Source organism: Glutamicibacter mishrai (assembly GCF_012221945.1).
Lineage (GTDB): Bacteria > Actinomycetota > Actinomycetes > Actinomycetales > Micrococcaceae > Glutamicibacter > Glutamicibacter mishrai.
In genome coordinates, this window is record NZ_CP032549.1 from 1,378,548 (window position 1) to 1,405,357 (window position 26,810).

Annotated in this window: 24 protein-coding genes; 16 read left to right on the forward strand and 8 right to left on the reverse strand. The window is 60.4% G+C overall.

Features of this window, described 5'->3' with window-relative positions; all coding sequences use genetic code 11:
* The first annotated feature begins 276 nt into the window (after positions 1 to 276).
* Positions 277 to 753: a thioredoxin-dependent thiol peroxidase gene (gene bcp / locus D3791_RS06555; protein WP_073707239.1), complete on the forward strand. Its 477-nt coding sequence runs from the start codon at positions 277 to 279 to the stop codon at positions 751 to 753.
* 105 nt (positions 754 to 858) lie between these two features.
* Here bcp and D3791_RS06560 read toward each other — a convergent pair whose 3' ends face one another.
* On the reverse strand, positions 859 to 1,938 hold the full coding sequence (locus D3791_RS06560) for a carboxylate-amine ligase (RefSeq protein ID WP_172511666.1): 1,080 nt from the start codon (positions 1,936 to 1,938) through the stop codon (positions 859 to 861).
* Between the two features lie 623 nt (positions 1,939 to 2,561).
* Here D3791_RS06560 and D3791_RS06565 point away from each other — a divergent pair.
* Positions 2,562 to 2,885, forward strand: a complete 324-nt coding sequence (locus D3791_RS06565; RefSeq protein ID WP_028268635.1) for a hypothetical protein — start codon at positions 2,562 to 2,564, stop codon at positions 2,883 to 2,885.
* A gap of 145 nt (positions 2,886 to 3,030) precedes the next feature.
* Here the strand turns inward: D3791_RS06565 and D3791_RS06570 are convergent, their stop codons facing one another.
* Positions 3,031 to 4,407: an NAD-dependent succinate-semialdehyde dehydrogenase gene (locus D3791_RS06570; protein WP_172511667.1), complete on the reverse strand. Its 1,377-nt coding sequence runs from the start codon at positions 4,405 to 4,407 to the stop codon at positions 3,031 to 3,033.
* Between the two features lie 430 nt (positions 4,408 to 4,837).
* On the opposite strand from D3791_RS06570, the gene D3791_RS06575 reads away from it, so the two are divergent.
* From D3791_RS06575 to D3791_RS06600, 6 genes are all read left to right on the forward strand, one after another.
* Positions 4,838 to 5,710, forward strand: coding sequence for a hypothetical protein (locus D3791_RS06575; protein ID WP_172511668.1), 873 nt, complete (start codon positions 4,838 to 4,840; stop codon positions 5,708 to 5,710).
* Positions 5,711 to 5,719: 9 nt separating this feature from the next.
* The gene (locus D3791_RS06580; protein WP_172511669.1) at positions 5,720 to 6,139 is read left to right on the forward strand and encodes a phage holin family protein; all 420 of its coding nucleotides are present in this window, start codon (positions 5,720 to 5,722) and stop codon (positions 6,137 to 6,139) included.
* A complete protein-coding gene (locus D3791_RS06585; RefSeq protein ID WP_172511670.1) occupies positions 6,136 to 6,714 on the forward strand; it encodes a DUF3618 domain-containing protein in 579 nt (192 codons plus the stop codon). Before D3791_RS06580 ends, D3791_RS06585 begins: the two co-directional genes overlap by 4 nt.
* A gap of 156 nt (positions 6,715 to 6,870) precedes the next feature.
* Entirely contained in the window at positions 6,871 to 8,253 is a 1,383-nt protein-coding gene (locus tag D3791_RS06590; protein WP_172511671.1) for a cryptochrome/photolyase family protein, read from the forward strand.
* Between the two features lie 322 nt (positions 8,254 to 8,575).
* Positions 8,576 to 8,986, forward strand: coding sequence for a DUF4383 domain-containing protein (locus D3791_RS06595; protein WP_038993038.1), 411 nt, complete (start codon positions 8,576 to 8,578; stop codon positions 8,984 to 8,986).
* Positions 8,983 to 9,657 carry a hypothetical protein gene (locus D3791_RS06600; protein WP_172511672.1) on the forward strand — a complete coding sequence of 225 codons (675 nt, stop codon included), beginning with the start codon at positions 8,983 to 8,985 and terminating at the stop codon, positions 9,655 to 9,657. Before D3791_RS06595 ends, D3791_RS06600 begins: the two co-directional genes overlap by 4 nt.
* A gap of 59 nt (positions 9,658 to 9,716) precedes the next feature.
* Here D3791_RS06600 and D3791_RS06605 read toward each other — a convergent pair whose 3' ends face one another.
* On the reverse strand, positions 9,717 to 10,778 hold the full coding sequence (locus D3791_RS06605) for a 2,3-butanediol dehydrogenase (RefSeq protein WP_172511673.1): 1,062 nt from the start codon (positions 10,776 to 10,778) through the stop codon (positions 9,717 to 9,719).
* Between the two features lie 117 nt (positions 10,779 to 10,895).
* Here D3791_RS06605 and D3791_RS06610 point away from each other — a divergent pair, with 117 nt between their 5' ends.
* The 7 genes from D3791_RS06610 (at position 10,896) to D3791_RS06640 (ending at position 18,855) form a co-directional block, all read left to right on the forward strand.
* Complete coding sequence (locus tag D3791_RS06610) at positions 10,896 to 11,498, forward strand: very short patch repair endonuclease (RefSeq protein WP_343034528.1); 603 nt, start codon at positions 10,896 to 10,898, stop codon at positions 11,496 to 11,498.
* A gap of 74 nt (positions 11,499 to 11,572) precedes the next feature.
* Positions 11,573 to 12,856: an MFS transporter gene (locus D3791_RS06615; RefSeq protein WP_172511674.1), complete on the forward strand. Its 1,284-nt coding sequence runs from the start codon at positions 11,573 to 11,575 to the stop codon at positions 12,854 to 12,856.
* Between the two features lie 216 nt (positions 12,857 to 13,072).
* Positions 13,073 to 14,617 (forward strand): ABC transporter substrate-binding protein, encoded by a 1,545-nt coding sequence (locus tag D3791_RS06620; RefSeq protein WP_172511675.1) that lies wholly within the window; start codon positions 13,073 to 13,075, stop codon positions 14,615 to 14,617.
* Position 14,618: 1 nt separating this feature from the next.
* The gene (locus D3791_RS06625; RefSeq protein ID WP_172511676.1) at positions 14,619 to 15,572 is read left to right on the forward strand and encodes an ABC transporter permease; all 954 of its coding nucleotides are present in this window, start codon (positions 14,619 to 14,621) and stop codon (positions 15,570 to 15,572) included.
* Positions 15,565 to 16,416, forward strand: a complete 852-nt coding sequence (locus D3791_RS06630; RefSeq protein ID WP_246242400.1) for an ABC transporter permease — start codon at positions 15,565 to 15,567, stop codon at positions 16,414 to 16,416. Before D3791_RS06625 ends, D3791_RS06630 begins: the two co-directional genes overlap by 8 nt.
* A complete protein-coding gene (locus D3791_RS06635; protein ID WP_172511678.1) occupies positions 16,409 to 17,959 on the forward strand; it encodes an ABC transporter ATP-binding protein in 1,551 nt (516 codons plus the stop codon). The genes D3791_RS06630 and D3791_RS06635 overlap by 8 nt, the downstream gene beginning before the upstream one ends.
* Positions 17,960 to 18,012: 53 nt before the next feature.
* Complete coding sequence (locus D3791_RS06640; RefSeq protein ID WP_172511679.1) at positions 18,013 to 18,855, forward strand: transporter substrate-binding domain-containing protein; 843 nt, start codon at positions 18,013 to 18,015, stop codon at positions 18,853 to 18,855.
* An 88-nt stretch (positions 18,856 to 18,943) separates the two neighbouring features.
* Here the strand turns inward: D3791_RS06640 and D3791_RS06645 are convergent, their stop codons facing one another.
* From D3791_RS06645 to D3791_RS06665, 5 genes are all read right to left on the reverse strand, one after another.
* Positions 18,944 to 20,017 carry an alkene reductase gene (locus tag D3791_RS06645; protein ID WP_172511680.1) on the reverse strand — a complete coding sequence of 358 codons (1,074 nt, stop codon included), beginning with the start codon at positions 20,015 to 20,017 and terminating at the stop codon, positions 18,944 to 18,946.
* Between the two features lie 144 nt (positions 20,018 to 20,161).
* Complete coding sequence (locus tag D3791_RS06650; RefSeq protein ID WP_172511681.1) at positions 20,162 to 21,556, reverse strand: ABC transporter ATP-binding protein; 1,395 nt, start codon at positions 21,554 to 21,556, stop codon at positions 20,162 to 20,164.
* The gene (locus D3791_RS06655; protein WP_172511682.1) at positions 21,553 to 22,311 is read right to left on the reverse strand and encodes an energy-coupling factor transporter transmembrane component T family protein; all 759 of its coding nucleotides are present in this window, start codon (positions 22,309 to 22,311) and stop codon (positions 21,553 to 21,555) included. Before D3791_RS06655 ends, D3791_RS06650 begins: the two co-directional genes overlap by 4 nt.
* A 7-nt stretch (positions 22,312 to 22,318) precedes the next feature.
* Positions 22,319 to 23,125 (reverse strand): ECF transporter S component, encoded by an 807-nt coding sequence (locus D3791_RS06660; protein ID WP_172511683.1) that lies wholly within the window; start codon positions 23,123 to 23,125, stop codon positions 22,319 to 22,321.
* 116 nt (positions 23,126 to 23,241) lie between these two features.
* The gene (locus D3791_RS06665) at positions 23,242 to 24,291 is read right to left on the reverse strand and encodes a nucleoside hydrolase (RefSeq protein WP_172511684.1); all 1,050 of its coding nucleotides are present in this window, start codon (positions 24,289 to 24,291) and stop codon (positions 23,242 to 23,244) included.
* A 717-nt stretch (positions 24,292 to 25,008) separates the two neighbouring features.
* Between D3791_RS06665 and D3791_RS06670 the strand changes: the two genes are divergently transcribed.
* Positions 25,009 to 26,601 (forward strand): DNA cytosine methyltransferase, encoded by a 1,593-nt coding sequence (locus tag D3791_RS06670; RefSeq protein ID WP_216847364.1) that lies wholly within the window; start codon positions 25,009 to 25,011, stop codon positions 26,599 to 26,601.
* Positions 26,602 to 26,810 lie beyond the last annotated feature (209 nt).

Below are 26,810 nucleotides of genomic sequence, written 5' to 3' on the forward strand. Positions count from 1 at the left end.
ATGAATTACGGGTACCTGAAGCCCTTTGGGATACGAGCGGTGATCAGCTGGCCGGCAGATTCATATCCGCCGGCGGAAAGATCCATGCCGTAGCCATTACGCGTGGCGATCTGCGAGGGCAGGCAAAAGCAGCTTCGGACTGGCCGGCAATCTCGACGAGACCGAAGGGCAAAAGTGCAGCGATGCAACTCGCGGCAAAATCACCGACGCCTCTGGTATCTGGGCAATCATGGACTTAGAATGGAAAGAAAATATCACTATACGAAAGTGGAATCCATGTCCATCCAATCTTCTCCCCTAGCCGCAGGCCAGGCAGCTCCGGACTTCTCCTTGCAGGACGCCAAGGGGGAAACAGTTTCCCTCTCCGACTATTCAGGTCAGAAGGTTATCGTCTATTTCTACCCCAAGGCCGCAACTCCAGGCTGCACCACCGAGGCCTGCGATTTCCGCGACAACCTCAACTCGTTGCAAGCGGCAGGATACTCCGTACTGGGCATCTCCCCGGACGCACCGGAAGAGCTGGCAGCCTTCGCCAACGACGAATCGCTGAACTTCCCGCTCCTCTCCGATCCTGGAAATGAAGTTGCGACAGCCTACGGCTCCTACGGCGAAAAGACCATCGGTGGAAAAACGATCGTGGGCACTTTGCGCTCCACTGCAGTCATCAATGAAGATGGCAGCATCCAGCAAATCGAATATTCGGTGGATGCCACGGGACATGTAGCCCGACTCCGTGACTCGCTGGGAATCTAGAGGATTTCACATCCGGTTCTTTCCTGCGCCAGTAGTGATGCTTCAGCCGGGGCCAGCTTCGTCTGGCCACGGTTGTGCTCTGCAGCCCGCGCTGGGACCGTCAAGCTATATCTGCATTTCGGCATGGGCGTTGGCCAAAAGATGCATGAAAGCACCACGGTCGAATGCAGCTCGCTGCCGGACCGCGCCATTGCCCGTCTCCAGCATATTCCTCAGGGAAATCACGGCGAAGTCGTAGTCCCCATGAGCTCGCAGTGCGTCCTCGGCAATACGTAGCAGCCTGCGAGCCAGCTCTTTCACCGCAATCGGTGCGCCGGTTTCCGTATCCACTTGCTCTCCGGTGATTCCATTCTTGGCCGCTTGCCACAATGACAGATCCAGGACTTCGGGAAGATACTCGACAGCTTCGAATTCACCGGCCACGGCAGTTTCGACAAGCCCCCGCAGCAGCACGGCAAGCAAAACCGAATCTTGCGCTCTGAGCTGCGAATCGGCGACACGAATTTCGACTGTGGGATACTTTTCCGACATCCGTGCGGACCATCCGATATGCCCGGGGTCGGGTACAGCAGCGGTGCCGTTGATGCGCGCAAGACGCGACTCATAGTCCCGGGAATCTGCAAAGTACGGCGGGACTCCCTGGACAGACCACTTCCGGTAATGAATGGTTCTCCACGATGAGAAGCTGCTGTCGACGCCTCGCCAATATGGTGAATTCGCGCCTAATGCGCAAAGAAGGGGCAGCCAGCCGCGCAAGAAATTCAGTGCACGAACGCCGGCTTCCGGATCAGGGACCGAGACATGGACGTGCAAACCGCACATGTAGTGCTCGGCAGCTATTCCTGAAATGAATTTGCCGATTTCCTGATACCTTGCGTTATCGGTAAATGCCGGAGGCTGCTGGGGAATCATGGGCGCCGAACCTATGCCCGCGACCAGCAGACCGCTAGAGGCCGCTTTGCTTGCCAGGGCCCTGCGAAAGCTTCCCAACTCGTGCAACGCCTGGTCCCGGTCTTCGCAGATGGAACTCGCGTGTTCAACTTGGCAAGCTAGAAACTCATTTTGCACTTCCCCGTCGCGTTGCGAATCCAGTGCCTGCCGGAACGGCTCCTGATCCACGCTGGCAGGCAATCCTGTTTCTGCGTCAAACATGAAGAATTCTTCTTCAATGCCAAAGGTACTCATCTCATGCCTCCCGGAATGGGTTTGCTTGGGCGCCAAGCTAGCAATTGGCCAGCGTTGAATTTCCAGGTCGCCGCAGGACCACCCGCATAAGTTGTTTGCGCTATTGCGCGTGCGGCTTTTGAAACACTAGTTCGCATGGCTTGGATGCACCCGGTTGAGGCAGGGATTCCCATGGACCTCCCATCAATCCGACATGAATCGAACACGAAGGCTGAAACAGGTCCGGATGTGGAATTGATGCGCTGCAGTGTCCTCGCCCGCATGAATCCGGCGAAGTTCGGATGATATTGCGGAACCTGCGAACCAGCTACTGACTAGTAGGGAAACTCGAGCTGGCAATAGGCTGGGTGCGGGTTGATTCCCGCCCACGCCCAAGCCAAACACCTTACGCTTGAAGCACACTCCGCTTCTCATTGACGGCGAAACTATGCCCTGCCAGCAAGCCAACCCGCAATTTGCGAAGTGGCGTGACTTATGGGGACAACTCGAAAGTTACGAACAAAGTGGAGGTAGTACCAATGTCAGGACGTATGGTCAGGTCGAAAACTGCTGAACGTGTCGCGGAACTTCTGGGATCCCGAGAGGGACGCTCCCATCTGAGCGAGCATGGATGGATCCGGGGAATGCCGGTGATCATTGGACAAGTCAACGAGCCGGTTGACGATGTCATGGGTCTCGTTTCCGTTCACAATTGCCCTGTTCTTGTGGCAATACTCGACAACCAGGGTGAGCGGCTTCGTTTCATTCACGTCTCGCCACCAAATGATGCTCTCGAAATAGTTGAAGAAACTCCGGCGCACCACCCGATCTGCTCTCTTTTCGAGCTAGCCGAGGAACACGGCATGCTGGAGTTCCGAGTCCGGTACTGGGCGCACACTGCTGTTGCAAACGCCCTTCCGGACTTCACACCGAAAGAACAGGTGCAAATGACAATGCTGCGCAGATAAATTCCGAACTGCGCGACGTACTTCAGCCGGGAATGGCCGGCTTGCGCCATACCGCTACGCACCGATTGCAGCCTAAGGCGCCAAAACGAGAACGGTCCTGCCCTCCGATTTACGGAAGGCAGGACCGTTGTCGTTTTGCGGACGGCTAGCGGCCGGCGATCTTCACCAGCTTGTGGTTGATGAATTCATCCATGCCGTACTTGCCCAGCTCACGCCCGATGCCCGAGCGCTTCACTCCCCCGAAAGGCAGCTCAGGGTAGGAAGCGGATGGCTCATTGATGGCCACCATGCCGCTTTGCAGCTGCAGTGACACGCGCTGCGCGCGTTCCATGTCCTGCGTGTGGATAGAAGCTCCCAGCCCGTAGTCGGTGCTGTTGGCCAGGGCCACGGCTTCCTCTTCGCCGTCCACCTTGTAGAGCACGGCGACCGGACCGAAGAGCTCTTCGGAGAACGCGCGCATCTCGGGAGTCACCCCGGCCAGCACGGTCGGTTCGTAGAATGCGCCATCGCCCTGGATCGGCTTGCCGCCGGCCAGCACCTGGGCACCCTTGTCGATGGCATCCTGCACCTGGGCGGCCAGTCCTTCGCGGGCAGCGGCGGAAGACAGCGGGCCGAGGAAGTTCTCTGGCTGGGACGGGTCACCCACAGTGATCCCGGAGACCTGCTCCACCAGTGCCTTGGAGAAATCCTCGTAGACCGAGGAGTCGACGATGAAGCGCTTGGCGGCATTGCAGGCCTGCCCGGTGTTGCCGAATCGAGCACGCATGCCCAGCTTGGCGGTGCGGGCCACGTCTGCATCCTCGAACACCATGAATGGATCCGAGCCGCCGAGTTCCAGCACGACCTTCTTCAGGTTGCGTCCGGCAACTTCCGCCACGGCAGCGCCGGCACGCTCCGAACCGGTCAGCGAGACGCCCTGCACCCGGCGGTCCGCGATCATGTCCGCGACCTGCTCATTGGTGGCAAAGATGTTCACGTACGCGCCCTGGGGCGCACCGGCTTCGCGGAAGATCTCTTCCATTACAAGCGCCGACTCCGGGCACTGCGGAGCGTGCTTGAGCAGGATAGTGTTGCCGTTCATCAGGTTCGGTCCGGCAAAGCGGGCCACCTGGTAGTACGGGAAGTTCCACGGCATGATGCCCAGCAGCGCGCCCACTGCTTCCTTGCGCACCAGCGCCGTGCCGCCGGAGGCGATTTCCAGCTCCTCATCCTCCAGGTACTTCGGGCCGTTCTTGGCGTAGTAGCGGTAGATTGCCGCCACAATGCCAATTTCACCCAGCGCCTGCTTGATGGGCTTGCCCATTTCGCGGGTGATGATCGCTGCCAGCTCCTCGGCACGTGCCTCGTAGATGTCGGCCACGCGTTCGAGCAGGGCGACGCGCTCCTCCAGCGCGGAGACCGACCACTGGGTGTAGGCGTTATGCGCCTTGGCCATGGCTTCCTGGATCTGCTCATCGGTGGCGGTCGGGTAGGTTGCCTCGACGACGCCGGTGGCAGGGTTGGTAACAGCATAAGTGGACATGGTGCTCCTTCGACGATTCGCTATTTGGACACTTAGCGCCCAGTCTTCCAGCTCCCGTCGCCAATGCCCCGGACTCTTCGGCTATTGGCGTGTTCGCCGCGGAAACTGCCGCTGTTCCTCCAAAGTCGCAGACTGGGCCGCAGCAGGGATTGCAGTGCTGCTGGACTCCTCGCAGCTGCGCCGGGTGATGCGCTGGACGCTCGGGATCCGGCTCGATCCTACTCGCTTGCCTCCTGCTTTCCTGGAAGCTCCGAGCTCTCGCCATCGAACCTGAATGCTTCCTGCGGATTGGCCGCGATCCGTGACCTGCGGCGCGCTCTTGCCTAGCGTCGTATGCAACCAGCAGCGCTCCGCACGGACTGCGGAGCCGGATGCGCGGCCACCCGCCGCGCCACCCGCAGCTGACGACAGCAGCAGAGGAAGGGAAGACATGAGCACCAACGATCACCCCCGTTCGAATCCATTCCCCGATGACCCGCGCAGCACCCCGCAACCCGGAACCGTCCGCCACGGCTTGAACGATCCGGATCCGTTGACCGAGCCGCAAACCGACCTGTTCCCGTCGGGCACTGTCGAACCAGTGCCGGCCGACGCGCATGATTCCGGTGACCTGCAGTCCCCAGGAAACGGCAGTACGTCGGGCAAAGCGCAGGCAGCCCAGGATCTGGCGCGCGAGGGCCAGGAATCCGCCACCCACGTGCTTGACAGCGCCAAGCAGGAAGCCTCGATGCTCGCTGAGCAGGCCAAGGACCAGGCCACCCACCTGTGGGATGAACTCGGCTCCGACCTGAAGGAGCAGACCTCCGCGCAGCAGCGGAAGGTCGCGGCCAACCTGCGCGACATCAGCGATGAGTTCCGCGCCATGCTGGACCAGTCCAGCGCGAGCGGAACCGCGTCCATGCTGGTGGATCAGGCTTCGCATCACAGCGGCCAGGCCGCCGATTGGCTCGAACAGCGCGAGCCGCACGACTTGCTGGATGAGGTCAAGGGCTTTGCACGCAAACGCCCCGCCGCCTTCTTGGGGCTGGCGCTGGGCGTCGGCCTGCTGGCAGGACGCATGACCCGGAATGCCAGCGAGCCGAAGGAAGGCACAGGGCACCGCGATCAGGAACCGCGCCCCGGCACCACCAGCGCACCGAACGCCGCGTCCGGTGACGGGCCAGGTCCGGTGCGGGTTAACCCGTCCTTCCAGGGAACTACCCGCGTGGATTCGGCAGGCAACCCGCTGCATGCCGATTCGGTGGACGTTGACCCGCTGCGCTCCTACCCTCCTGGGGATCCGCGCAGCACCGACTACCGCTAGGAGCATTCGATGACTCACACGACGCCAGATCCCGATTCCGCAGAACATGAACGCAGTTCCCTCGGCGCCCTGTTCAATGACCTGACCCAGAATGTATCGCTGCTGGTTCGCCAAGAGATCGAGCTGGCAAAGACGGAGTTGAAGGAGTCGGCCAGCTCCGCCGGCAAGGGCGCGGGAATGTATGCCGGTGCCGGTGTTGCCGGCCATTTCGTCTTGCTGTTCCTTTCCGTTGCGGCTTTCTTCGGATTGGCGCTCTGGATTGGCTACGGCTTCTCGGCCTTGGTGATCGCCGCCCTCTGGGCGGTGATCGGTCTGGTCTTGGCAAGCGCAGCCAAGAAGAAGATGCAAGAGATCAAGGGACTGCCTAATACGGCCGAGACAGTCAAGAGGATTCCATCAGCTTTTACTCCGAAGGATGATGCACCATGAGCAAGAATTCAGAAGAACTCCGCGCGGAAATCGCCCAGACACGAGGCGACATGCAACAGGATGTGGATGCGATTGCCGACAGGGTCAGTCCCAGCCACATTGCCCACCGACAATCCGAAAAGGTTAAGGACTCATTCAGGAAGGTGAAGGACTCCGTCATGGGAACCGGTGAATCAACGAGTGACCAGCTTCACCACTACAGTGAAGACGCCGCGGAAGCCGTCAGGGAGGCACCGCACAGGGTGGTGGAGCAGACCAAGGGCAATCCGCTGGCCGCCGGAATCATCGCCTTCGGGGCGGGACTGCTGGCCTCATCGCTGCTTCCGGGGACCCAGAAAGAAGCCGAGCTGGTCCAGCGGGTCAAGGACAAGGCAGAACCGCTGGCCGAAGAGGCCAAGGATGCGGCGAAACAGATTGCCGAAGACCTGCGGGAGCCTGCGCGGCAGGCCGCAGAGGACCTGCGGGATTCCGCCCAGGAATCCGTGCAGACCGTCAAATCCGAAGCCAACTCCGAAGCCGAGCATCTGCACAGCGAAGCAAAGGACACGGCCAAGGATATGGGTAACGGCTCCTGATCCCCGGGTAGCGGCAAGAGGCTGGTGCGTGCAATCACTGATTGGAACCACCAGCCTTTTGCTATGCCCGGTAGCCGCCGAGCTAGACGGGCCATTCACCGTAATTTAGCTAGCCAAGCTAAATAAACACTAGAATGGTTCCATGGAGAATTCCAAATGACTCATTCGTCTTTGCCTACCCAGCTGGTTTGGTTCCGCGATGATCTGCGCACCAGCGACCACCCAGCGTTGAATGCCGCTCTTTCCTCCGGTCCGGTGATCGCGGTGTATGTCCTGGACCAGGAATCTGCCGGCATCCGCCCGCTGGGTGGCGCGGCCAAATGGTGGCTGCATCAGGCGCTGGAGGACCTTCGCCGATCTCTGGAAAAACTGGAAATCCCGCTCATCCTGCGCCAAGGCCCGGCCGCCGGGATCATCAGCGAACTCGTGCACGAAGGCAACGTGCAGACCGTGCACTGGAACCGCCGCTACGGCCACGCCGAACGTGCCGTCGACATGCAGATCAAGCAGGACCTGCACGCACGAGGCGTCCACGCTCGCAGCTACAGCGGAACGCTCTTACATGAGCCCTGGGAGTTGCTGACCAAGAACAACACCGGCTACAAGGTCTTCACGCCCTTCTACAACGCGTTGCGCGACAGCGAGATCCGGCCTCCGTTGCCCGCGCCACACGCACAAGAACCCCTCCCGGACACTAATCTTCCCGCCAGCGACGAGTTGGAGAGCTTGGGATTATTGCCGGCTTTGGACTGGATTGACGGGCTCGCCGCGCAATGGGAACCCGGAGAAGCGCCTGCGCGCCAGCGCCTGGAGCAGGTGCTGGAATCGATCGCCGAAGACTACCCGGAGCACCATGACCGCCCCGATCTGGACGGAACGTCTGCCCTCTCCCCCGCCTTGCGCTGGGGGCATGTCAGCGCAAGCCAGACGTGGGAGGCGCTGGGCCGTCTGGCCGCCGTAAATCCCGAGGCTTCCGACGGTGCCACCGCGATGCGCCGCCAGCTCGCCTGGCGGGATTTCTGCTGGCACCTGCACTACCATCACCCGCAGCTTCCGGAGCGGAATCTGCGTGCGCAGTTCGATCATTTCGACTGGGCCTGGCCTGAGGCAGACCCGCAGGCCGCGGAATATATGAGCTGTTGGCAACAAGGACGCACCGGTTTCGGTCTAGTGGACGCCGGCATGCAGCAGCTCTGGCAGACCGGATGGATGCACAACCGGGTGCGCATGGTGGCAGCCAGCCTGCTGGTCAAGAACCTGCAAGTGCATTGGAAAGCCGGCGAGCGCTGGTTCTGGGACACCTTGGTTGATGCGGATCTCGCCAGCAATACTGCCAATTGGCAATGGGTCGCCGGCAGCGGAGCCGACGCTTCCCCATATTTCCGGGTCTTCAACCCGGAATTGCAGGCCAAGAAATTCGACCCTCAGGGAAGCTACATCGCAAAGTACGCCCCGCTGGCTACCGAACCCATTGTGGATCTGAAGCAATCGCGGCGGGCTGCATTGGATGCCTATGAGCAGATGAAGCTCATCTCATAGTCGCGAAGCATCGGGCAGCGGGAAAATGAAGCCGCGGATCCACGAAGATCTTCACATGCTCTACGCTGTTTCAGCCCGATGCCTCTTCGGCTCCCTGTCTCAGTGCATCAGCTTCCTTGCCGGAGGGTCCAGAGCATTCTCCACCGAGTGCCGGAGCTTATACGCATACCAGCCTCCTTAGGTGCGCCCGATAACCGCAAATAAGTCCAATCAAGACCAATCCGCCTTCCGCCCTTCTCCGAAGAACCTCTACAGGGTTCCTTCCGGAGCCCGCAGAACTCGATGCGGAACAGAATCCGTGTCCCAGGAAGGACTGATTGCCATGCGCACTTCGCCTAACCGCTTGCTCGCAACGATTTTCGGAGCCGTGTATCTCCTAGTCGGCCTGCTCGGATTCCTTGTCACTGCCGGCGTGGATTTCTTCGCCACAGAGGGCGGGAAGTTGATCATCTTCGAGGTCAACCCACTGCACAATGTCATCCACCTGGCTATCGGCGCAGCACTGCTTATTGCAGGGCTCGGATCCGTACGTGCTGCCAAGCTCGCCAACACCACGGTGGGAGCCGTCTATCTCCTCGTAGGCATTTTGGGGCTCTTCTTGGCTTCTACAGCATTGAACATTATTGCCCTGAACGGTGCAGATAACGTCCTGCATCTGGCCAGCGCACTTGTCCTGCTGTCGGTCGGCCTGTCCCAGGACCGGACTCCAGCAGCCCATACTGCACGGTCATGAATTCCCCCGAGGCGACGGCCCCTGCCACCGAACCTGACATGCAAGGGCGAGATGCAACTGCGGGCTCCGTTGCCTTCGGCGGCCTATACGCCGGGATCGCTGGTCTAGGAGTCGCGGCGCTGGCCGCGGCTTCCTCCGCCAGCTTGGCATCGACGTTCGGGATCGGGTCCGCCCCGGCACCATGGTGGGCGTGGCTCGGCGCGATAGCATCCGCGGTGTGGGCAGGCATGGCGCTGGTCTACGCCGTGGCCAGCCTGTTGAAGGCAGCGGCCCCTGCCGTGAATCTCGCCGTCCCTTGCCTGGTGCTCGTCTCCTCCGTGCATTTGGCCAGCATTCTTGCCGGCCTTTGGGGGTTCCCGGAGGGAGCGAAGAATCTGGATCTCACCATTGGTTCCTTGCTGCTGCTCGAGCTGTCGGTGCTGTCGGTCTTCATGTGGCAGCGCAAGCGGCGGAAGAACCTTCCGCACCGGGCAGTGCGGTCCAGCAGCCTAGTTGTCCTCGGAGGCATGTTTGCCAGTTCAGTTGCGGTTGCGGCGGTTGCCAGTTTGGGGTTGGCAGCCTCGTCCGCCGGAGAACTGGCGGTACCTCATTCCGAACACGGCATTCATCATTCGGGAGACATCGACCCGGGAATCATTCAAAAGATGAAACAGGCAGAACACCACCACTAGCCGCAGCCCGGGGGCCAGTGCCAGTTATCCGGCTGGCCCCCATAGCCGAGGATTGCTGGCTAGGCCCGCGGATCAACGATGATCTTCACGTGTTCCTCGTTGTTGTTGATCAGCTGGTCAAAGCCTTCGGAAATAAGCTCATCGAGTCCGATGCGCCCGGTGATGAACGGCGCCAGATCCAGCTTGCCGCTTTGCACCAATGCAATGGTGTCCGGATGGTCATTGGCGTAGCCAATGGTGCCTCGCAGGTCGATTTCCTTCAGCACCAGCTTGGGCATGTCCACTTCAGGCTTATGCCCCCAGATCGAGACGTTGACGATCACCCCGCCGGGAGCCACCGCGTCCAGGAGCATGTCCAGCACCGCCGGGACCGAGGAGCACTCGAATCCGGCATCCGCACCACGGCCACCGGTAGCTTCGCGCACCTTCTCGGCCACGTCCCCATCCCTGGGATCGAAAACCTCGTCGGCAAGCCCGGTTTCCCGTGCCTTGGCCTTGCGGGCCTCGGAGAGCTCCGAGATGTAGACTTCCAGGCCTTTCGCCTTGAGCACCGCTGCGGTCAGCAGGCCGATCGGGCCGGCCCCGCCCACGATGGCCACCTGCCCGGCTTGGGCGCCCGAGCGGACGAAGGCGTGGTGGGCCACGGACAGCGGCTCGATCAGCGCGGCTTCATCCAGTGGGATCTTGCCGATGGGATGCACCCAGCGGCGTTCCACGACGATTTTCTCCGATAGCCCGCCGCCGCGGCCGCCCAGGCCGATGAAGTTCATGTCCCGGGAAAGCTGGTACTGCTGGCCTTCGCCGGTGTCCACATCCTCGTGGATGATGTAGGGTTCCACCACGACGTTCTCGCCGACTTCAAGGCCGGTGACGCCCTCGCCCAGGGCGGTAATGGTTCCGGAGAACTCATGGCCCATGGTCACCGGCGCGCTCTCCCCCGAGATCGGGTGCGGATGCCCGGCCGGCGGGATGAAGATCGGGCCCTCCAGGTACTCGTGCAGATCGGTGCCGCAGATGCCGCACCAGGCAACATCGATGGCCACCGTTCCGGGCTTCAGCACCGGCTCATCGATGTCTTCGATCCGGATGTCCTTCTGGTCGTAGTACCGTGCTGCTCGCATGGCTCCCCCTCGAATCTTCCTGCCTGTTCCCGACCGGCCCAATGCCGATCGGTGCTTCCAGCACCCAAGCTACTGCGGCCGCCAGGATTTGAGAACCGTTGCAAGAGGTTTCACCCGATGGCCTCAGCAAGCCATCCAGTCAATGCCCAGCCAGCAACGCACGGCCTGGTTAGCGGCGCACAATGGACTATGGACATCATGTCGGCGGCGCAGCGTTCGCGGCTCATGTCGCGCATTTCCAGCAAGAACACCGGGCCGGAACTGGCCTTGCGCCGATTGCTGCATGCCGCCGGGTACCGTTACCGCGTGCACGGTATCCTGCCTGCACAGCAAGTTGCCCAGCTGCACTCTTTGCATCCCGGGATCCCGCTGCGGGGCGGGAAGCTCCCCGGTTCCCCGGACCTCGTCTTCAGTGCCCGGCGCAAGGCGATCTTCGTCAACGGCTGCTTCTGGCACGGCCACGACTGCCCGGTGGGCCAGCGCCGCCCCGCATCCAATACGGGATATTGGAATCCCAAGCTGGATGCCAATATCGCCCGGGACCAGCGCAACCTCGATAACCTGGCCGCGCTTGGCTGGGAATCGCTGACGCTCTGGGAGTGCGAGCTGAAGACCATGGATGACGTCCTGTGCAGGGCAGCAAGCTTCCTCGGCCCCGTCCGCATCGCACAGCGCGGCGCCACCGCGCAGGGTCCGCCCCAGGGCACCGGCGTTGGCTAAGATCGGAGAGTCCACCCTGCCGATATCGAGGCCGCCGCTAGCGGTTAGCCGAACCAACACGTTCCCCGAGGTCCATGAAATCCAGCACCCCCCGCTTCGAAGTCCCGGTGCTCCTGGGAACACAGACGCTGTTCAATATCGGTTTCTACGCTGTGGTTCCTTTCCTTGCTGTAGTGCTAGCCAACGACTTCCTGCTAGCAGGTACCGCGGTGGGCCTGATCCTGGGTGTCCGGACCTTCGCCCAGCAAGGGCTCTTCCTGGCCGGAGGCAGCCTGGCCGATCGCTTCGGCGCCCGGCGCATGATTCTCATTGGTTGCGCGGTACGCGCCGCGGGGTTCTCCACACTGGCGGCCTCGCTGTCCGTGGGCGACCCGCAGCTCTGGCTATTTATCCTCGGCACATTGCTCACCGGATTCGGCGGAGCGCTCTTCTCCCCGGGCCTGAGCATCCTGGTGGGCGCGGCCCAGACCGCGCGCGACAGGGGCCAGGCCACAGGAGCCAAACGGGCCTCCCTGTTTGCCTGGCTGAGCATTACCGGAGAGATCGGCGCCGTGACCGGACCGCTGGTCGGGGCTGCACTGTGGGGCTGGGGGTTCGCAACAGTTGCAGGCTTCGGGGCGCTGTTCTTCATCGCCATCGGATTGTTCCTCGCTGCAGCCTTGCGCCGTCCCGCCCCGGACAGTTATTCGCGCGATCGCTCGGAAAGCCCGGAACAGCCGAAGCGCCAGCCCGGCAGCCTGCGCCGCTGCTTGGCGGACCGGAAGTTCGTGGCGTTCTGCGCCTTGCATGCCTCGGACCTGCTGGCATACAACCAGCTCTATTTGGCCATTCCCCTGGAATTGCAACGCGCTGGCATGCCCACCCAGTGGCTGGGACTGGTATTCGCTTGGATCTCTGTACTGACCTTGGGCTTGCAATTGCCCGTCGCCTGGATCGCTGCACGGATCGGCGCGGCGGCGACCCTGCGTTGCGGGTACTTCTCGAGCGTTTTGGGATTTGGCGTGCTGGCGTTCCTCCCGGCCTCTGCCTTCGGCGAGCAGACTGGTCCGATCCGCATTCTGTGCGCGGTCACTCTGCTGGCTTTGGGGCATATGAGCGTTCATCCCACGGCCTTGTCGTTGGTTCCAAAATTCGCCGGGCACCGCGCCACTGGATCCTACTTCGGCCTGCTCGCCAGCTGCGGCGGCCTGGCTGTGCTGGTGGGGAACATGCTGGTCGGGTGGCTGCTGGCGCAGGCCGGCCAGGATCTCATCACCGGCTTCCTGCCTTGGCTTTTCCTCATGCTCCCCTTGGGCCTTGCTGCTTGGCTCGCCGCATCACTCGTGCGACGCTCAGGTGTCCTTGCCCAGGGTGCATGAACTGCGACACATGACGCTTAATCTGCGAAAAATTTCCATACGGCACCCCAACTTTGCACTACTCAGCTTCAACTCTTACAGAACGCTGCACGGGTGCTTTCCTTCCGGTTTTCAAGCGGGGTGATTATCAGCAAGACAAGGCCGCTAATTAGGGTACGCTTACCAAGGCACTATTGCATTAGATGCCAATCCATCACGTAATGCCGAAGGATTTCCATGAAACTTGGACGATTGAGCGCTGCCGCAGGATTCGCGGCCCTTGCCCTCGCGCTGGCCGCCTGCAGCTCCACCTCCGCCAGCTCCGCTCCGGAGAAAGCAGCGGACCCGGAGGCCCGGGTTGTCGTAGCGAACTTCCGCGCCCCGATCTCCAATTGGGCCCTGGAAAGCGATGACGCCTACGTGCTATCCATCGCCGGCTGCCTGGAAACCCTGGCCAAATACGACCAGGGAACCAAAACCGTGGAACCGATGCTCGCTACCTCCTGGAAGCAGTCCTCGGACACCGAATGGGACTTCGAGCTGCGCAAGAACGTGGAATTCCAAGATGGCACCATCATGGATGCCAAGGCCGTAACCGCTTCACTCAACCATGTGCTCAAGGCGACCGCACCGGCCCGTGCGGTGAACCCCAAGACCATCAAGAAGGTTGAAGCCCTCGACGCTGATACCGTACGCGTCACCACCCCGGCAGCTGATCCGCTCTTGCCGTATCGCATGGCCAGCGTGAATGCTGGGGTGCTCTCGCCTGCCGCGTACACGGAGACGGGCATTGATCCGATGAATCACTGCACCGGGCCTTTCGCTCCGGTTTCAGAGAAGGCCGGACAGTCCTTGACCTTGGACCGCAACGAGAACTACTGGGACGGCGATGTGAAGCTGGCCGGCGGAGAAATCCGCTACATCACCGAAGGCGCCACCCGAGCCACCCAGGTCCAGACCGGCGAAGCGGACATCTCCATGTCCATCCCTGCCACCAGCCTGGCCGCCTTGGAAGCCGATAAGCAGATCAGCGTGCTCAAGGCCGACTCGCCTCGTACCTCGACCCTGTACCTGAACAACTCGCGTGCTCCTTTCGACAACGTAGATTTGCGCAAGGCTGTCACCATGGCGCTGGACCTTCCGGCCATGGCCGCCAGCGTCTACGAAGGTGCAGCGCAGCCTGCCACCGGTCCCTTTGCCCCGAGTGAGCCATGGGCCAACCCGGATCTGGGTGTCCCACAGGTGAACATCGAGGAAGCCAAGAAGTTGGTTGAGGCTTCGGGCTACAAGCAAGAGAAGCCTTTGGAGATCATTGCGATCACCGAACGTGCTGAATTTGCTGGTGTAGGTGCCATCATCCAGGAGCAGTTCAAGCAGATTGGTTTGAAGGCCAATGTGGTGACCAAGTCCTACGGTGCGGTGGAACCAGACGTACTGGCCGGCAAGTACGACATGATCCTCAGCCAGCGCAACCGCATGATTGATATCGCTGACCCTATCGGATTCCTGCAGGCTGACTACAGCTGCGAGGGTGGCTACAACCTGAGCCACTACTGCAACAAGGACTACGACGAGCTGATCAACCAAGCATTGGTGGAAAAGGACGAAGCCAAGCGCCACGACCTCTACCGCCAGGCCGGCGACATCCTCGCCGAGGACGCCGTGAACGTCTGGCTGGTCAATGAGCAGGCCATCGACGGAGTTGGCTCCAAGGTCCAGGGCTACGTCCAGGATCCGCTGACCCGCTACGTGCTGACCAAGGATCTGGCGAAGATCAAGTAACGTGTCCCCACTAGCCACCGTGCTGCGCCGAGTTGTTGGACTCGGCGCAGCAGTTCTGCTTTCATCCTTCGCGGTATTCCTCGTCCCCTTTGTCTCCCCCGGGGATCCGGTCCGCGCCCTGCTGCGCGCGCGGATGGACATCGGCGAGGCCGATGAGGCCACCGTGCAGGCCTACGCCGAGCAGTTCGGCCTGCATGACCCGATGCTGGTGCAGTTCGGACGGTGGCTGGGACGGTTCTTCACCGGAGATATGGGCCTGTCCCACATCTCCGGAACCCCTGTAGCAGATCAGGTGCTTCCCGCCATTGGCGTCACCCTGTCCCTGGCCGGCGGCACTTTGCTGGTGGCCATCCTCGTTTCCATTGTGCTGGGTGTCGTTTCGGCCACCCGCGCCGGCCAGTGGCCGGACAGGCTGATCACCTCGATGACCCACGCATTCATCGCCATTCCCGAATACGCCCTGGCCCCGCTGCTGGTGCTGCTCTTCGCTGTGCGCTTCTCCCTGCTGCCCTCTGCCGGCTATGATTCCCCGGCCTCCCTGGTGCTCCCGGTGTTCATCCTGGCCTTGCGCCCCATCAGCTTTTTCACCGTCGCCGTGCGCTCGGGCGTGCGCCAGGCACTGGATTCCGAGCATGTGCTGGCGGCCCGTGCCCGCGGCCTGGGCCGCACCCAAGCGCTGATGCGCCACGTGGTGCCGCACGGGCTGCTGCCGTTGTGGACCATGGTGGGCGTCTGGTTTGCCGGGCTGCTGGGCGGCTCGGTCATCGTGGAGGTCATCTTTGCCATCCCCGGCATGGGACGGCTGATCTTCGATGCCATCATCAATGGCGATATCCCGGTGGCCCAGGGCGGCGTGGTGGTTGTGGTGACCTGCGCCGTGCTGGTCACCGGCATCATCGACCTGGTCCACAAGCTCAGTGATCCGAACGTGAGGATTGGAGTCCGTCATGGCTAGAAGCGCTACTTCAAGGATCCTGCTTTCTGCTCCAGCGTTCATCTTGCTGGCGATAGTCATCGTGACCATTGCAGCGCCTTTGATCTCCCCCTATGATCCTGATGCGCAGTCTCTCGCGGACCGTCTGCAGGGACCAAACCCCGCTCACCTTTTGGGCACCGATGCGCTGGGCCGCGATACCCTCAGCAGGGTGCTGCACGGCGGCCAGTTCTCGCTGTCCGTCGCCTTGATCACCACGCTGTTCTCCCTGCTGGTGGGCACGGTGCTGGGCCTGATCAGCGCTTTGCGCGGCGGATGGCTGGACGAGATCTTCTTGCGCGTCAACGACTTGCTGCTGGCCTTGCCGGAAATTGTCATCGCGTTGCTGATCATTGCGGTCATGGGCCCCGGATTCCTCACCATGGTGCTTTCGGTCGGCGTCGTCGCCTGGACTCCCACCGCCCGCCTGGTGCGCTCCATGGCCGCCCAGGCACTGTCCACCCACCATGTGGAGGCCTCCAAGCATGTCGGGGCGTCGCGCTGGTTCATCCTGCGCCACCATGTCCTGCCCTTCGTGGCCGGCCCGGTGCTGGCCCAGGCCGCGTTGCGCTTCGGCCTGCTGCTGGTGCTGCTCGGATCCCTGTCCTACCTGGGCATCGGTGTCCAGCCGCCGCAGTCCGACTGGGGATCCATGCTCTCTGACGCCCAGCCCCACGCGATCCGCTCCCCCTGGGGCCTGATCGCTCCGGGCGCCGCCATTTTCCTGGTCAGCTTCTGCGTGACCTTGCTGGGCAACCGCATCACCCATGTGCTGGGCGGCGAGGATGTGCTGGACACCGAAACCAAGGCGGAATCCCATGGCTGAAGAACTTGAATTCATCGACCTGTCCGTCGTTTCCAGGCAGAAGCTGCTGCTCTCCAAGGCCCGTGGCGCGCTGCGTTCCGGGGAACTGGTGGCGGTGGTCGGGCGCTCCGGCTCCGGCAAGACCCTGCTGACCAAGGCGATCATGGGCCTGCTGCCTGAACAGCTGCGCGCCGAAGGGCAGATCCTGCTCGATGGCCAGCGGCTGGACCAGCTGGATGACAAGGCCATGGACCAGGTGCGCGGCCGGCGGGTCAGCATGCTCTTCCAGCAGCCCAAGCGGGTGATGAATCCACGGATGACCATCCGCGCGCATCTGCTCGAGGCCCTGGGCGCACACGGCTGGGGCAAGGCCCGCCAGCACGAGGGCCAGGTGCTCTCGCTGCTGGAAGAGGTGGGGCTCTCCCCTGCCAAACCGATCGCCGGCAAGCGGCCGGACCAGCTCTCCGGCGGCATGGCCCAGCGCGCCATGCTGGCCATCGCCCTGGCCGCCGACCCGGAATTCATCCTGGCCGATGAGCCGACTTCCTCCCTGGACTCGATCCTCAAGGCCGAAGTCCTGCAGCTGCTGCGCCGCAAGCAGCAAGAACGCGGCGTGGGTGTCTTGTTCATCACCCATGACATCGCCAGCATCCAGCACATTGCGGACCGGGTCGTGGTGGTCAGCGATGGTCAGATTGTGGACCAGTGCCCCACCGCGCAGATCTTCTCCCGAGACCGCCATGCCAAGACGAGGGAACTGGTTGAAGCCGCCCTTCCGGCAATGCGCGCACCACGCCCGGAGACTTCCGAATGCCTGCTTCAGGCAGTGGGGGCAAGCAAGAACTACACGCGGCGGGCCAAGGGCCCGGCGGCGCTGGAACCCACCAGCTTGTCCCTGCATGCCAGCCAGGTGCTGGGCGTCGTCGGCCGTTCCGGCTCCGGCAAGAGCACCTTCGCCAGGCTCCTGGCCGGGTTGGAGCAGCCGACTTCCGGGCAGATCATCAGCAACCACGGCGATGTGCCAACCCGAGTGCAGATCATTGCCCAGGAGCCCTACTCCTCCTTTGATCCCCGGCTGGATGTGCGCACCTCCATGAGCGCCGCGGTGCACCGGCTGCCAGAAGACCAGGCTGCTGAACGCATGGCGCGGGCCATGGCCCAGGTCCGGCTGCCCGGGGAATTGCTGGACCGCCGTCCGGGCCAATGCTCCGGCGGGCAGCTGCAGCGCCTGGCCATCGCACGGGCGCTGCTGACCGATCCGCAGGTCTTGATCTGCGATGAATCGACCTCGGCGCTGGACTCGGTGGCCCAGCGCCACATCCTTGATCTGCTGCTTGAATTGCGCGACACCATCGGGTTGAGCCTTGTCGTCATTTCCCATGATATGGACGTGATCCGCTACGTCAGTGATGACGTCGCGGTGTTCTATGAAGGTGAGCTGGTGGAGCACCGTCCGCTCAATGATTTCCTGGCCAATGCGGAACACCAGCACAGCAAGGACCTCATCGCCGCCCTGGACATCACAGCGGCGGCCTCTTCGGCTGGAGGCCACCCGGGCGCGTAAGAATAAGCTCCGGCTCTTGTGCGCTGGCTGCGGGAACTTATAGGTTCATGGCTATGACCGACCGTTCAAAGAAGATCCCGTCATTCATCCGCACCTCTTGCGTATTTGTCCTTGGCTCAGTCCTGTTTGTCTCGGGGTGTTCTGCTCCGTCTGAAACGACAGATGACGGCGGGGCAACCGCCGAGAACGCTGGATCGCGCCTGTCCAATGTCAGCGAGGCAGGAAAACTCAAGGTGTGCACCACCGGCGACTACCGCCCATTTACCTATCTGGATCCTGACTCCGGCGAATGGTCCGGCATCGATATCGACATGGCCAAGAACCTGGCGGAGTCCCTTGACGTAGAGCCCGAGTTCATCCAGACCACATGGAAGGACTTGATGCCGGACTTCCTCTCCAAGTGCGACATGGCAGTAGGCGGGGTTTCCATTTCCATGGAACGTGCCCAGCAGGCCTACTACAGCGAAGCCACACTGGACGAGGGCAAGACACCCATCACCCTGTGCGAGAACGTGGAGAAGTACGACACGATCAAGGAAATCAACCAGCCCGGGGTCCGTTCCATCACCCCGATCGGCGGCACCAACGAGAAATTCGCAGACGCGAACTATCCCGACGGGGAAATCATCCGCTTCGAGGACAACAACAAGATCTTCGATGAGATCATTGCCGGACGGGCGGATGTGATGACCACCGATGCCTCGGAAACCCGCTGGGTGGCCAATGAGCATCCCGAGCTGTGCGCAGTGCACCCGGACAAGCCGTTCAACTTCTCCCAGAAGGCCTACCTGCTGCCGCTGGGTGATGACGAGTTCCAGGAGTACGTGAACCAGTGGCTGAACATGGCCAAGAACGACGGGACGCTCGCCGCGGCCGAGAAGCCCTGGTTCGGGTAGGTTCGAAGCTAGAACATGACAATAAGCCAGCGGCTCCATCCAATGCAGGTTGGACGGAGCCGCTGGCATTGCTATTCAGCTGGCGTGATCAGTTCTCCCAGAACGGGTAGTCGATGTAGCCCTTGGGACCTTCGGTGTAGAAGGTCGCGAAATCCGGTTCGTTCAGCGGCAGCTGTTCTTTCCAGCGGCGCACCAGATCCGGGTTGGCAATCGCAGGGCGGCCCACGACAACGGCTTCGCCCCAGCCTTCGGCAGCCACGCGAGCGGCTTCCTCATAGGTGGTGATCTCTGCGAAGCCGGTGTTCAGCAGCACCGGTCCGCCGAATTCCTTGCGCAGCGACTGGACGAGCTCGCCGGCTGGGTCATGGTGCAGGATGCTCAGGTTGGCCAGCCCCAGTGGCTCGATGCCCCGAACCAGCGCGGTGTAGGTAGCCAGCACATCCGCGCGATCGTTTTCCAGCGCACCCTGGACATTGTGTTCCGGCGAAATGCGCAGGCCGGTCTTCCCGGCGCCAATGGCGTTGGCAACCGCGGTCACTACTTCAATGACAAAGCGGGCCCGGTTCTCCGGGGAGCCACCATAGTTATCGGTGCGGGTGTTGGCCGAAGGAGCCAGGAACTCGTGCAACAGGTAGCCGTTGGCACCGTGAAGCTCCACGCCGTCGAATCCGGCGGCGATGGCGTTGCGCGAAGCAGTCACGAATTCCTCGATGATCCGTGGGAGTTCTTCAAAACCCAGTGCATGCGGAACCGGGTAGGCGTGCTTTCCGGTGTAGGTGCGCGACTCGCCCTCAACCGCGATGGCACTGGGTGCTTCGACGTAGTCGACACCGGTGGTTTCCGGGTGGGTGACGCGGCCAGCATGCATGACCTGGGCGACGATGAGGCCGCCTTCGGCGTGCACCGCGTCGGTGACCTTCTTCCAGCCGGCAATCTGCTCATCTGTGACCAGGCCCGGCTGGCGGACGAATCCTTGGCCGGCAAAGCTCGGGTAGGTACCCTCGCTGACAATCAGACCCAGGGACGCGCGCTGGCGGTAATACTCGACTACATCAGCGTTGGGCACGCCGTCCTTGCCCGAGCGGGAACGGGTGAGCGGTGCCATCACCAAGCGGTTGGACAGCTTGAGGTCGCCGAGGGCGAGAGGGGAAAACAGATCCATGGGATAAGACTCCTGAAGTGGAATTTGTAGTTGCATAGTCCAACTAGGTTTTCCGTGGAGGTATTCCAGTTCGGCTGGAAATATGAGCTGGCTAACGGCCAGGGCAGTCTGTTGAACAAGGTCCAGTGAGCAGTTTCCCCGCTGTTATCGCGGCATTCTGTGCACCCGATCGGCAGTGCGCGCCATGAACTGCTCATCATGGGAAGAGAACAGCACCGCTCCCCCGCGTTCAAGCATCGAATCGATGACCTCGTTCAGGATTTGAAGCCCCGCCGAATCCAGCGCCTCGGTTGGTTCATCAAGAAGCAGCAGCCGTGGTTCGCGCACCAGCACGGTAGCCAAGGCAACAAGCCGTCGGGCCGAAGCCGGCAGCTCATAAGGATGGGTCTGGGCATAGGATGCCAAACCCAGTTGCTCAAGAATTCGCGGGACCCGGGCGCGTTGGAGTCCCTTCTTGGGAAGGCCAAAGGCAATCTCACGAGTTACCGTTCGCTCGAATAACTGATCCGAAGGATTTTGCAGGAGCATCCCGGAATCAGCTGCCACCCGCAACTTGCCGGCAACTGGCTTGAGCAGGCCCGCGGCAGCCTTGAGCAGGGTAGTCTTGCCCGTCCCATTGGCACCGGCCAGCCCCACGCATTCTCCTGCATGGACTTCGAGATCTAGGTTGGAGATGACCGGGACACTTGCACCCTTGTATCCGAGGTGCACTCCCGTAAAGGCCAGCAGGGGCTTGGAGGAGCCTGCTGCGACGGATGTATCAGTTCGCTTGGAAGGGAACGGAGTAGATCTGGCCGTTTCAGCCACAGGCCGCAACGTTCCGTCCACCAATTTCCACAGGGCATCCGCTTCGGCTTCCCATGCTTCAGTTGTCCGAGCCAGCACCACAATCGCGGTGCCCGCGGCGCGCAGCCGCGTGATCATCGCGGTCACCGCCACCGTAGCCTTGGAATCCAACCCGGCCAGCGGTTCATCCAGTACAAGGATGGACGGCTTGGCAGCGGACAACGCCGCCAGCGCGACCAATCGTTCCTGGCCTCCTGAGAGCTTGGAGGGGTCGCGTTCCAGCAGATGTTCCAGAGACAGCCGCGTGGAAAGCTCGGTGATGAGCTCTGTCATCTCTTCGCGGGGCATTCCTTCGTTCTCCCGCGCGAAGACCAGCTCTTCTGCAACTGTCTGGCGAATCCTCGAAAGGTAGAGAGCGGCATCCTGGGGCAGCAATCCCACGTGCCTGGCCCAGCCGGCGACGTCGATTCGCGCCGAATGCTCCGGCGAATAATCAATCCGTTGACCCGCCAGGATAAGTGGTCCCTCGCACCGATCGGCTCCCGGCCGCGGAAGCATGCCGGCCAGCACCTCGCCCAATGTGGACTTCCCGGAACCCGAATCCCCCGCAATGACAGTCAGGGACCCCGGAGATAATTCCAGCTCGATTGCGCGCAAGGTATCGCGATCCGCGTCTGCGTAGCGGAAGCTTCCCAGCCTGAGGTGCAGCGCCGCGGTGGTTCCGGCGTGTCCACGGTGATCCATATCCATCATGCGGCTCCTCCGAATGGCATCAGAATCGCTACCGGCACCAGCACCGAGCTCAGCAGGGCAACCCAGCGCACGCCCCGCTGGATCTGCGAGTCTGCGACTAGGCGCAATCTGCTGTGCTCACCGCGGGCCGGGAAACCGCGCGCGGCCAGATGAACCGAACGGTCATGGGCATCCTGCACCGAGGAAAGTACCAGAGGCACAGCACGCAGCCTCAGGCGCTGCAGCCACCCGGCCAACCCACGGCCGGTCCCTGCCTTCCGCAAGGCTTGGGCTTCGCCGATGGCATGCTGCTTTTCCATCATCTGCGGAAGAAGGAACAACGTGGATGCCAACAGGTATCCCGCCTGCGGTGGAGCGGGAGACAAATCAATGGCTGCCACCAGTTGGTGCTTATCGATGAGCAAACCGCAGAGCAAGCCGACCACCACCAGCACCGCTGTGCGCAAAGCCAATGCCGCTGCAATCTCTACTCCCCCACGCGTCAGGCTGATTGGTCCCCAGGCAGCAATTACCGGAGACGAATCCCGGGATGCCAGTCCATGAATCATCAGCAAGGACAGCAGGGTTGGAAGCATGATTGCACCGCTAAGCGCCGCGAGTTTGCGGGCTTTGCCGGCCACCGCGCCAATGGCCATGCACAGGACTATCACCGCGCAGCTCAGCCACCATACGTTGGCAGCCGTGGCTACGGCAACCGTGAACACTGCGAGGCAAAGCACGGTAAAAGGGTGCAACTCGGTGATGCGGCGCTTCATCGGTGTACTACTTGTTTCCGCTCTTGCCTAGCACCTTGTAGCGGCGGATGAATTCGAAGGAACCGCTCAGGCGCTTCGGCAGGGCGAAGACCAGCAGTGCCGCAATAAGGAAGACAATGGCCTTATCTCCCGGATCGGAGATCAGGGCCTGCTTGGTGACTGCGGAGAGCAGCGAATCACCCATGGAACGGAAGGCTGCAACTACTGCGCCGGTACCGACTCCCGAGGTGCCGCCGTAAACGAAGGCAGCCACTGGGGAAGAGACCACGCCCACCAGCACACCGGAAACCAGACCGGCGATTGGGGCAAGGTAGGGCCGGCGCAAGGCTCCGTAGCGGGCGGCAGTTCCGGCAAGGAAACCGACCAGCGCGGCTCCGGCTGCGAATGGCAGGACAGTGGGAGCGAACAGCGACCAGATCAGGGTGCTGAGCACACCGGTGGCGGCACCGGCACGGCGTCCGGCCAGGAAGCCCACCAATACGGTGCCGATGGAATCCAGGTAGAGCGGGATCATGACGGATCCGACGAATTGGCCCAGGATGATGTTCAGCGCCAGGGCGACCGGGATCAGCGTCAGGGCAGAAACTGGCAGATCCGGCAGGACTGCGAGCAGCAGCAGCATGGCAGCGATCAGGTAAGCGGCGAAAGTTGCCAGAGCAACTCCCTGGCCCAGCCCTTCAACGATTCCCGCTGGTTGGGTGATGACCAGAAACAGGTAAGTTCCAACGAGAAGCAGGGTTCCCGCGGCGCCGAGCACCCGGCGGCGCAGGAGCTGGGTCGGTGATGCTTCGGGCAAGAGAAGATTCGGTGACATGATGAGGCAATCTTGGGTATACGAGTTAATTGCGCGCAGGATTGCTCCCGCAACGCGCGAATGGCGGGTCTATGTCACCTCGACCCGGTAGAAGATTCTAGCCCACCTGCCTGCGCTCAGGAATTCTCATTGAGTTTTCTTGCCAGCGCACCGAGTCGTTGGACCAGCTCGGCAAATCCCGCCTCGGGATTATTTGCCACGACCACTTGTGCATTCGCCGGTTTGCCCCACAGCCCGCGGAAGTCAGCCACTGTCGTACCAAAGAGCAATGGTGAATCTGTTTCTACGTCCACCGTTGCGGGGCGGGTCTCGTAGTCCAGCGTGCCGGCGGCCACACCGGCTGCAAAGAAGTCGTGCACGTGGGCGATATAGCCCTGGTCGTATTGGCGATGGAACTCGAAGTAGAACCGCAGGGCGTCGGAGAGATAGCGCACCAACGGATTCGAGGATTTGCTCAATGTGCCCTCCGGGTCGCTCGCCTGGACAATTTCCGGTTCAGCGCATCCGGCTTCAATGGAGAGCTTCGTCAGGAAGTCCGGCTGCATTTCGAAGCGCTCCGTGGTGTCCAAAGAACAGACAATCGGCAGCTTCGAGGAATCCAATCCTTGCTCAGCCGCGGCCTTGTAGGCAGCAAAGACTTCCTTTGCAGCGTGAGGGTCCACATGAGTATTCCACTCGGCCGTAGGCGTGGTGTTGCCCTGGTAATAGAAGGCACCGCCCATGATGACCACCTTGCGCAGCAACCAGGGAAGACGTGGTTCGCGGCGAAGCGCAAGGGCGAAGTTGGTCAGTGGCGCGGTGAGGAGGACAGTCAGTTCGCCCGGGTTGCCCCGCGCAGCTTCGATCCAATAGTCGATGGCGTCGAAATCCGTTGGCATTGGGTCTGCAGGTTCTGGAAGGGTCGCATACCCTACGCCCTGTGGTCCATGGGTTTCCGGCGTAGTCACCAACGGAATTTCTAGAGGCTCGCGCTCACCAATGAGCACTGGAATGTCCGGATTCCCGCAGAGCGCAAGCAGTGCGCGATTGTTCACCGCGACCTGCTCAGCATCAACGTTGCCCGGAGTGCTGGTGACAGCTTCTAACTGTACATGGTCCAGCGAGCTCAGATACGCCAGCGCTAAGGCATCATCGATGCCGGTGTCGCAGTCAAGCACTAGTCGCATACGCTTCAAATGTATCTCCAATTCGGTTGTCTCTAAAGTATGCACTTGACACACGTACTTGGATTCTTCAAATCACTAATCAGAAGCCAGGAGTATCCGCTTCACATTCAGCCTTTAATTATTTGAACCTTTCCTCAATACGAACGACCGCGTCATAACTTCGTCTGTTCGTCTACCGCAATCGGTTCTCGGCAAAGGTGATATTAGTAGGATCAGCCTTATTTCTTCTATTTCATATCCACCGCTGACATGCGTAAACTCCAATCAGTACGGATTTTACTGCAGGAAGTCTTCTTCAGAATCTTTGTCTGGTCAAGTTTCCACCGTATACGTAGAATCGAGCCGTTCGCGCATTTCTGACCTGATGCGAAGAACATAAGGGGCAAAGTACATCATTATATTCTCGCGTCCAACGTTGCGGCGTTCAAGACATAATTTCGTTCGTGGATCCTTGGCTACACCATACGACCAGTCAGATACAGTCCTTAGTAAATGCGGCCTCTCGAACATACTAAGTACATGCGCCAATCACCTATGAGATCCCACCCTGCGGCTTTCGGTCGCATAAGCACGTAAAATAGAAGCACGGGTCAAAGACTTCGCTTCCGTGTGGGACTTCGGCATTTGACTTTTCAACCACCGATCATCAGTTTTTGCCGTCTGAGGCAGACGTAGACGATCATTAGAACTCTGATGTATGTGCATGAAGAAGGTAACTTGAGACAGTTCATTGAATTGTTTGCCGGTTGTGGCGGCATGTCGCTTGGCTTGCAATCAAAAAATTTCGACCTCGTCTTGGCCAACGAGTTATCTCCAATGGCTGCTGAAACTTTTGCGTTGAACCATCTTGGTATTGACTTGTCTAAAACTACATCGGCTGGTTCCAATAAAGTTTCGTGGCTCGCATCAAACCATTCCATCGACAATCTCGATAAGCGTCTACGGGAGAATCCTTACGAAACGCGGACAGCAGATGCCGGTGGATATTCTGACATTAACGACGAGGACCTAGTTCATGGTCGGCACCTCATTATTGGAAGCATCGTTCAACTGAACGAGTTCCTTGAACAAGAGCTAAACGCCAACATTCCTCTTAAGGACAAGCTGACCGTAGATCTTGTGTCTGGGGGGCCTCCCTGCCAGAGCTTCAGCATGGCTGGACTTCGGCAGAAAGATAATCACCGCAACCGCCTGCCATGGGAGTTCGCTCGCTTTGTGGGACTGACCAGACCCAAAATCGCGCTTCTAGAAAATGTCAGCGGAATTCTCCGAGCTTTCAAAGAGGGTGGAAATGAATTCCACGCCTGGATAGAAGTATCAAAGGCTTTTGCATCAATCGGATACGCACCTATCTGCATCCATGTGAACGCCAAATACGTAGGTTTACCGCAAAATCGTCCTAGGTTTATTATGCTGGCCCTACGCCGTGATGTGCTCGACAAATTATTGCGCACACCTTTGAATGATGCTGAAAAAGAAGCACTCGAACTAGCCCTGGAATCCCTATCAAGTTCTTTTCGATGGGATCAGATGAAGTATTGGGATGTCAGCAATTCAGCAGACGCAGGTTTCTTCTTAGGTGATCTTTTTGGATCTTTTTTCACCCACCGAACGTCAACCGAATGGGTTCCATCCCAGTCCGCGCTTCAAGATTTAGAAATCAGTTCCAAAAGCGAATCACCTCAATCAAGTTATGTCCAGAAAATCAACATTTTATTTGGACACAAATTGTCAAGCACCAAAACAAATACTCAGCTTCGCAAACACACAAACAAAGTGAAACAACGCTTCAGAGTATATCAAGTATTAGAGAATGTTGGAATTAGGTCCCTTTTTAGCGCAATATGCAACGAAAATGACCCTCAAGTTCTAAAAATACTTACAGCTCCATTACTTAAAGAGGAATTCCTATTTGAGGGAAATTCTTTACGAACGCCGCGGGACATGAACGAAGTTGTCGATCTGTTCAAGAAGCTCAAAACCAAGAAGCACACACAAAGAGCCCTGGTTCGCTCAGCGCCGGCGCCAGCGGCGCTATCCATACCTGATGACTGCTGCCACTACTCAGAAACTGAACTCCGAACACTCAGCGTTCGCGAAGTAGCACGTCTTCAGTCTTTCCCAGACTCGTTTGAATTCAAATCCAAAGTTACTACTGGCGGCATGAACCGTAAGTTTGAAGTGCCTCAGTACACTCAAGCTGGAAACGCGGTCCCACCACTTCTCGCACGCGCTGCCGGCACATCCATTAACACCATTCTCGAACGAATTGAAACCATTGAAACAGAGAGCCTAAAGAGACGATGGTAAGTCAGATGTCACTCTAAGAACTTAATTCAGACTATTTGACGGCGGACCGAATCGCTTGGTGATTTATCCGTGAAAAAACGACCCTGTGCAGTATCCGTGGCAAAGACAACGTCTCCATCCTGCTATTAACGGTGCAGACAATTTGCCTCGGCCGTGCGCTTAGATTTGCAGCGAATCAGATTAGGCACAGAGCGAATGGAGGCCCACTT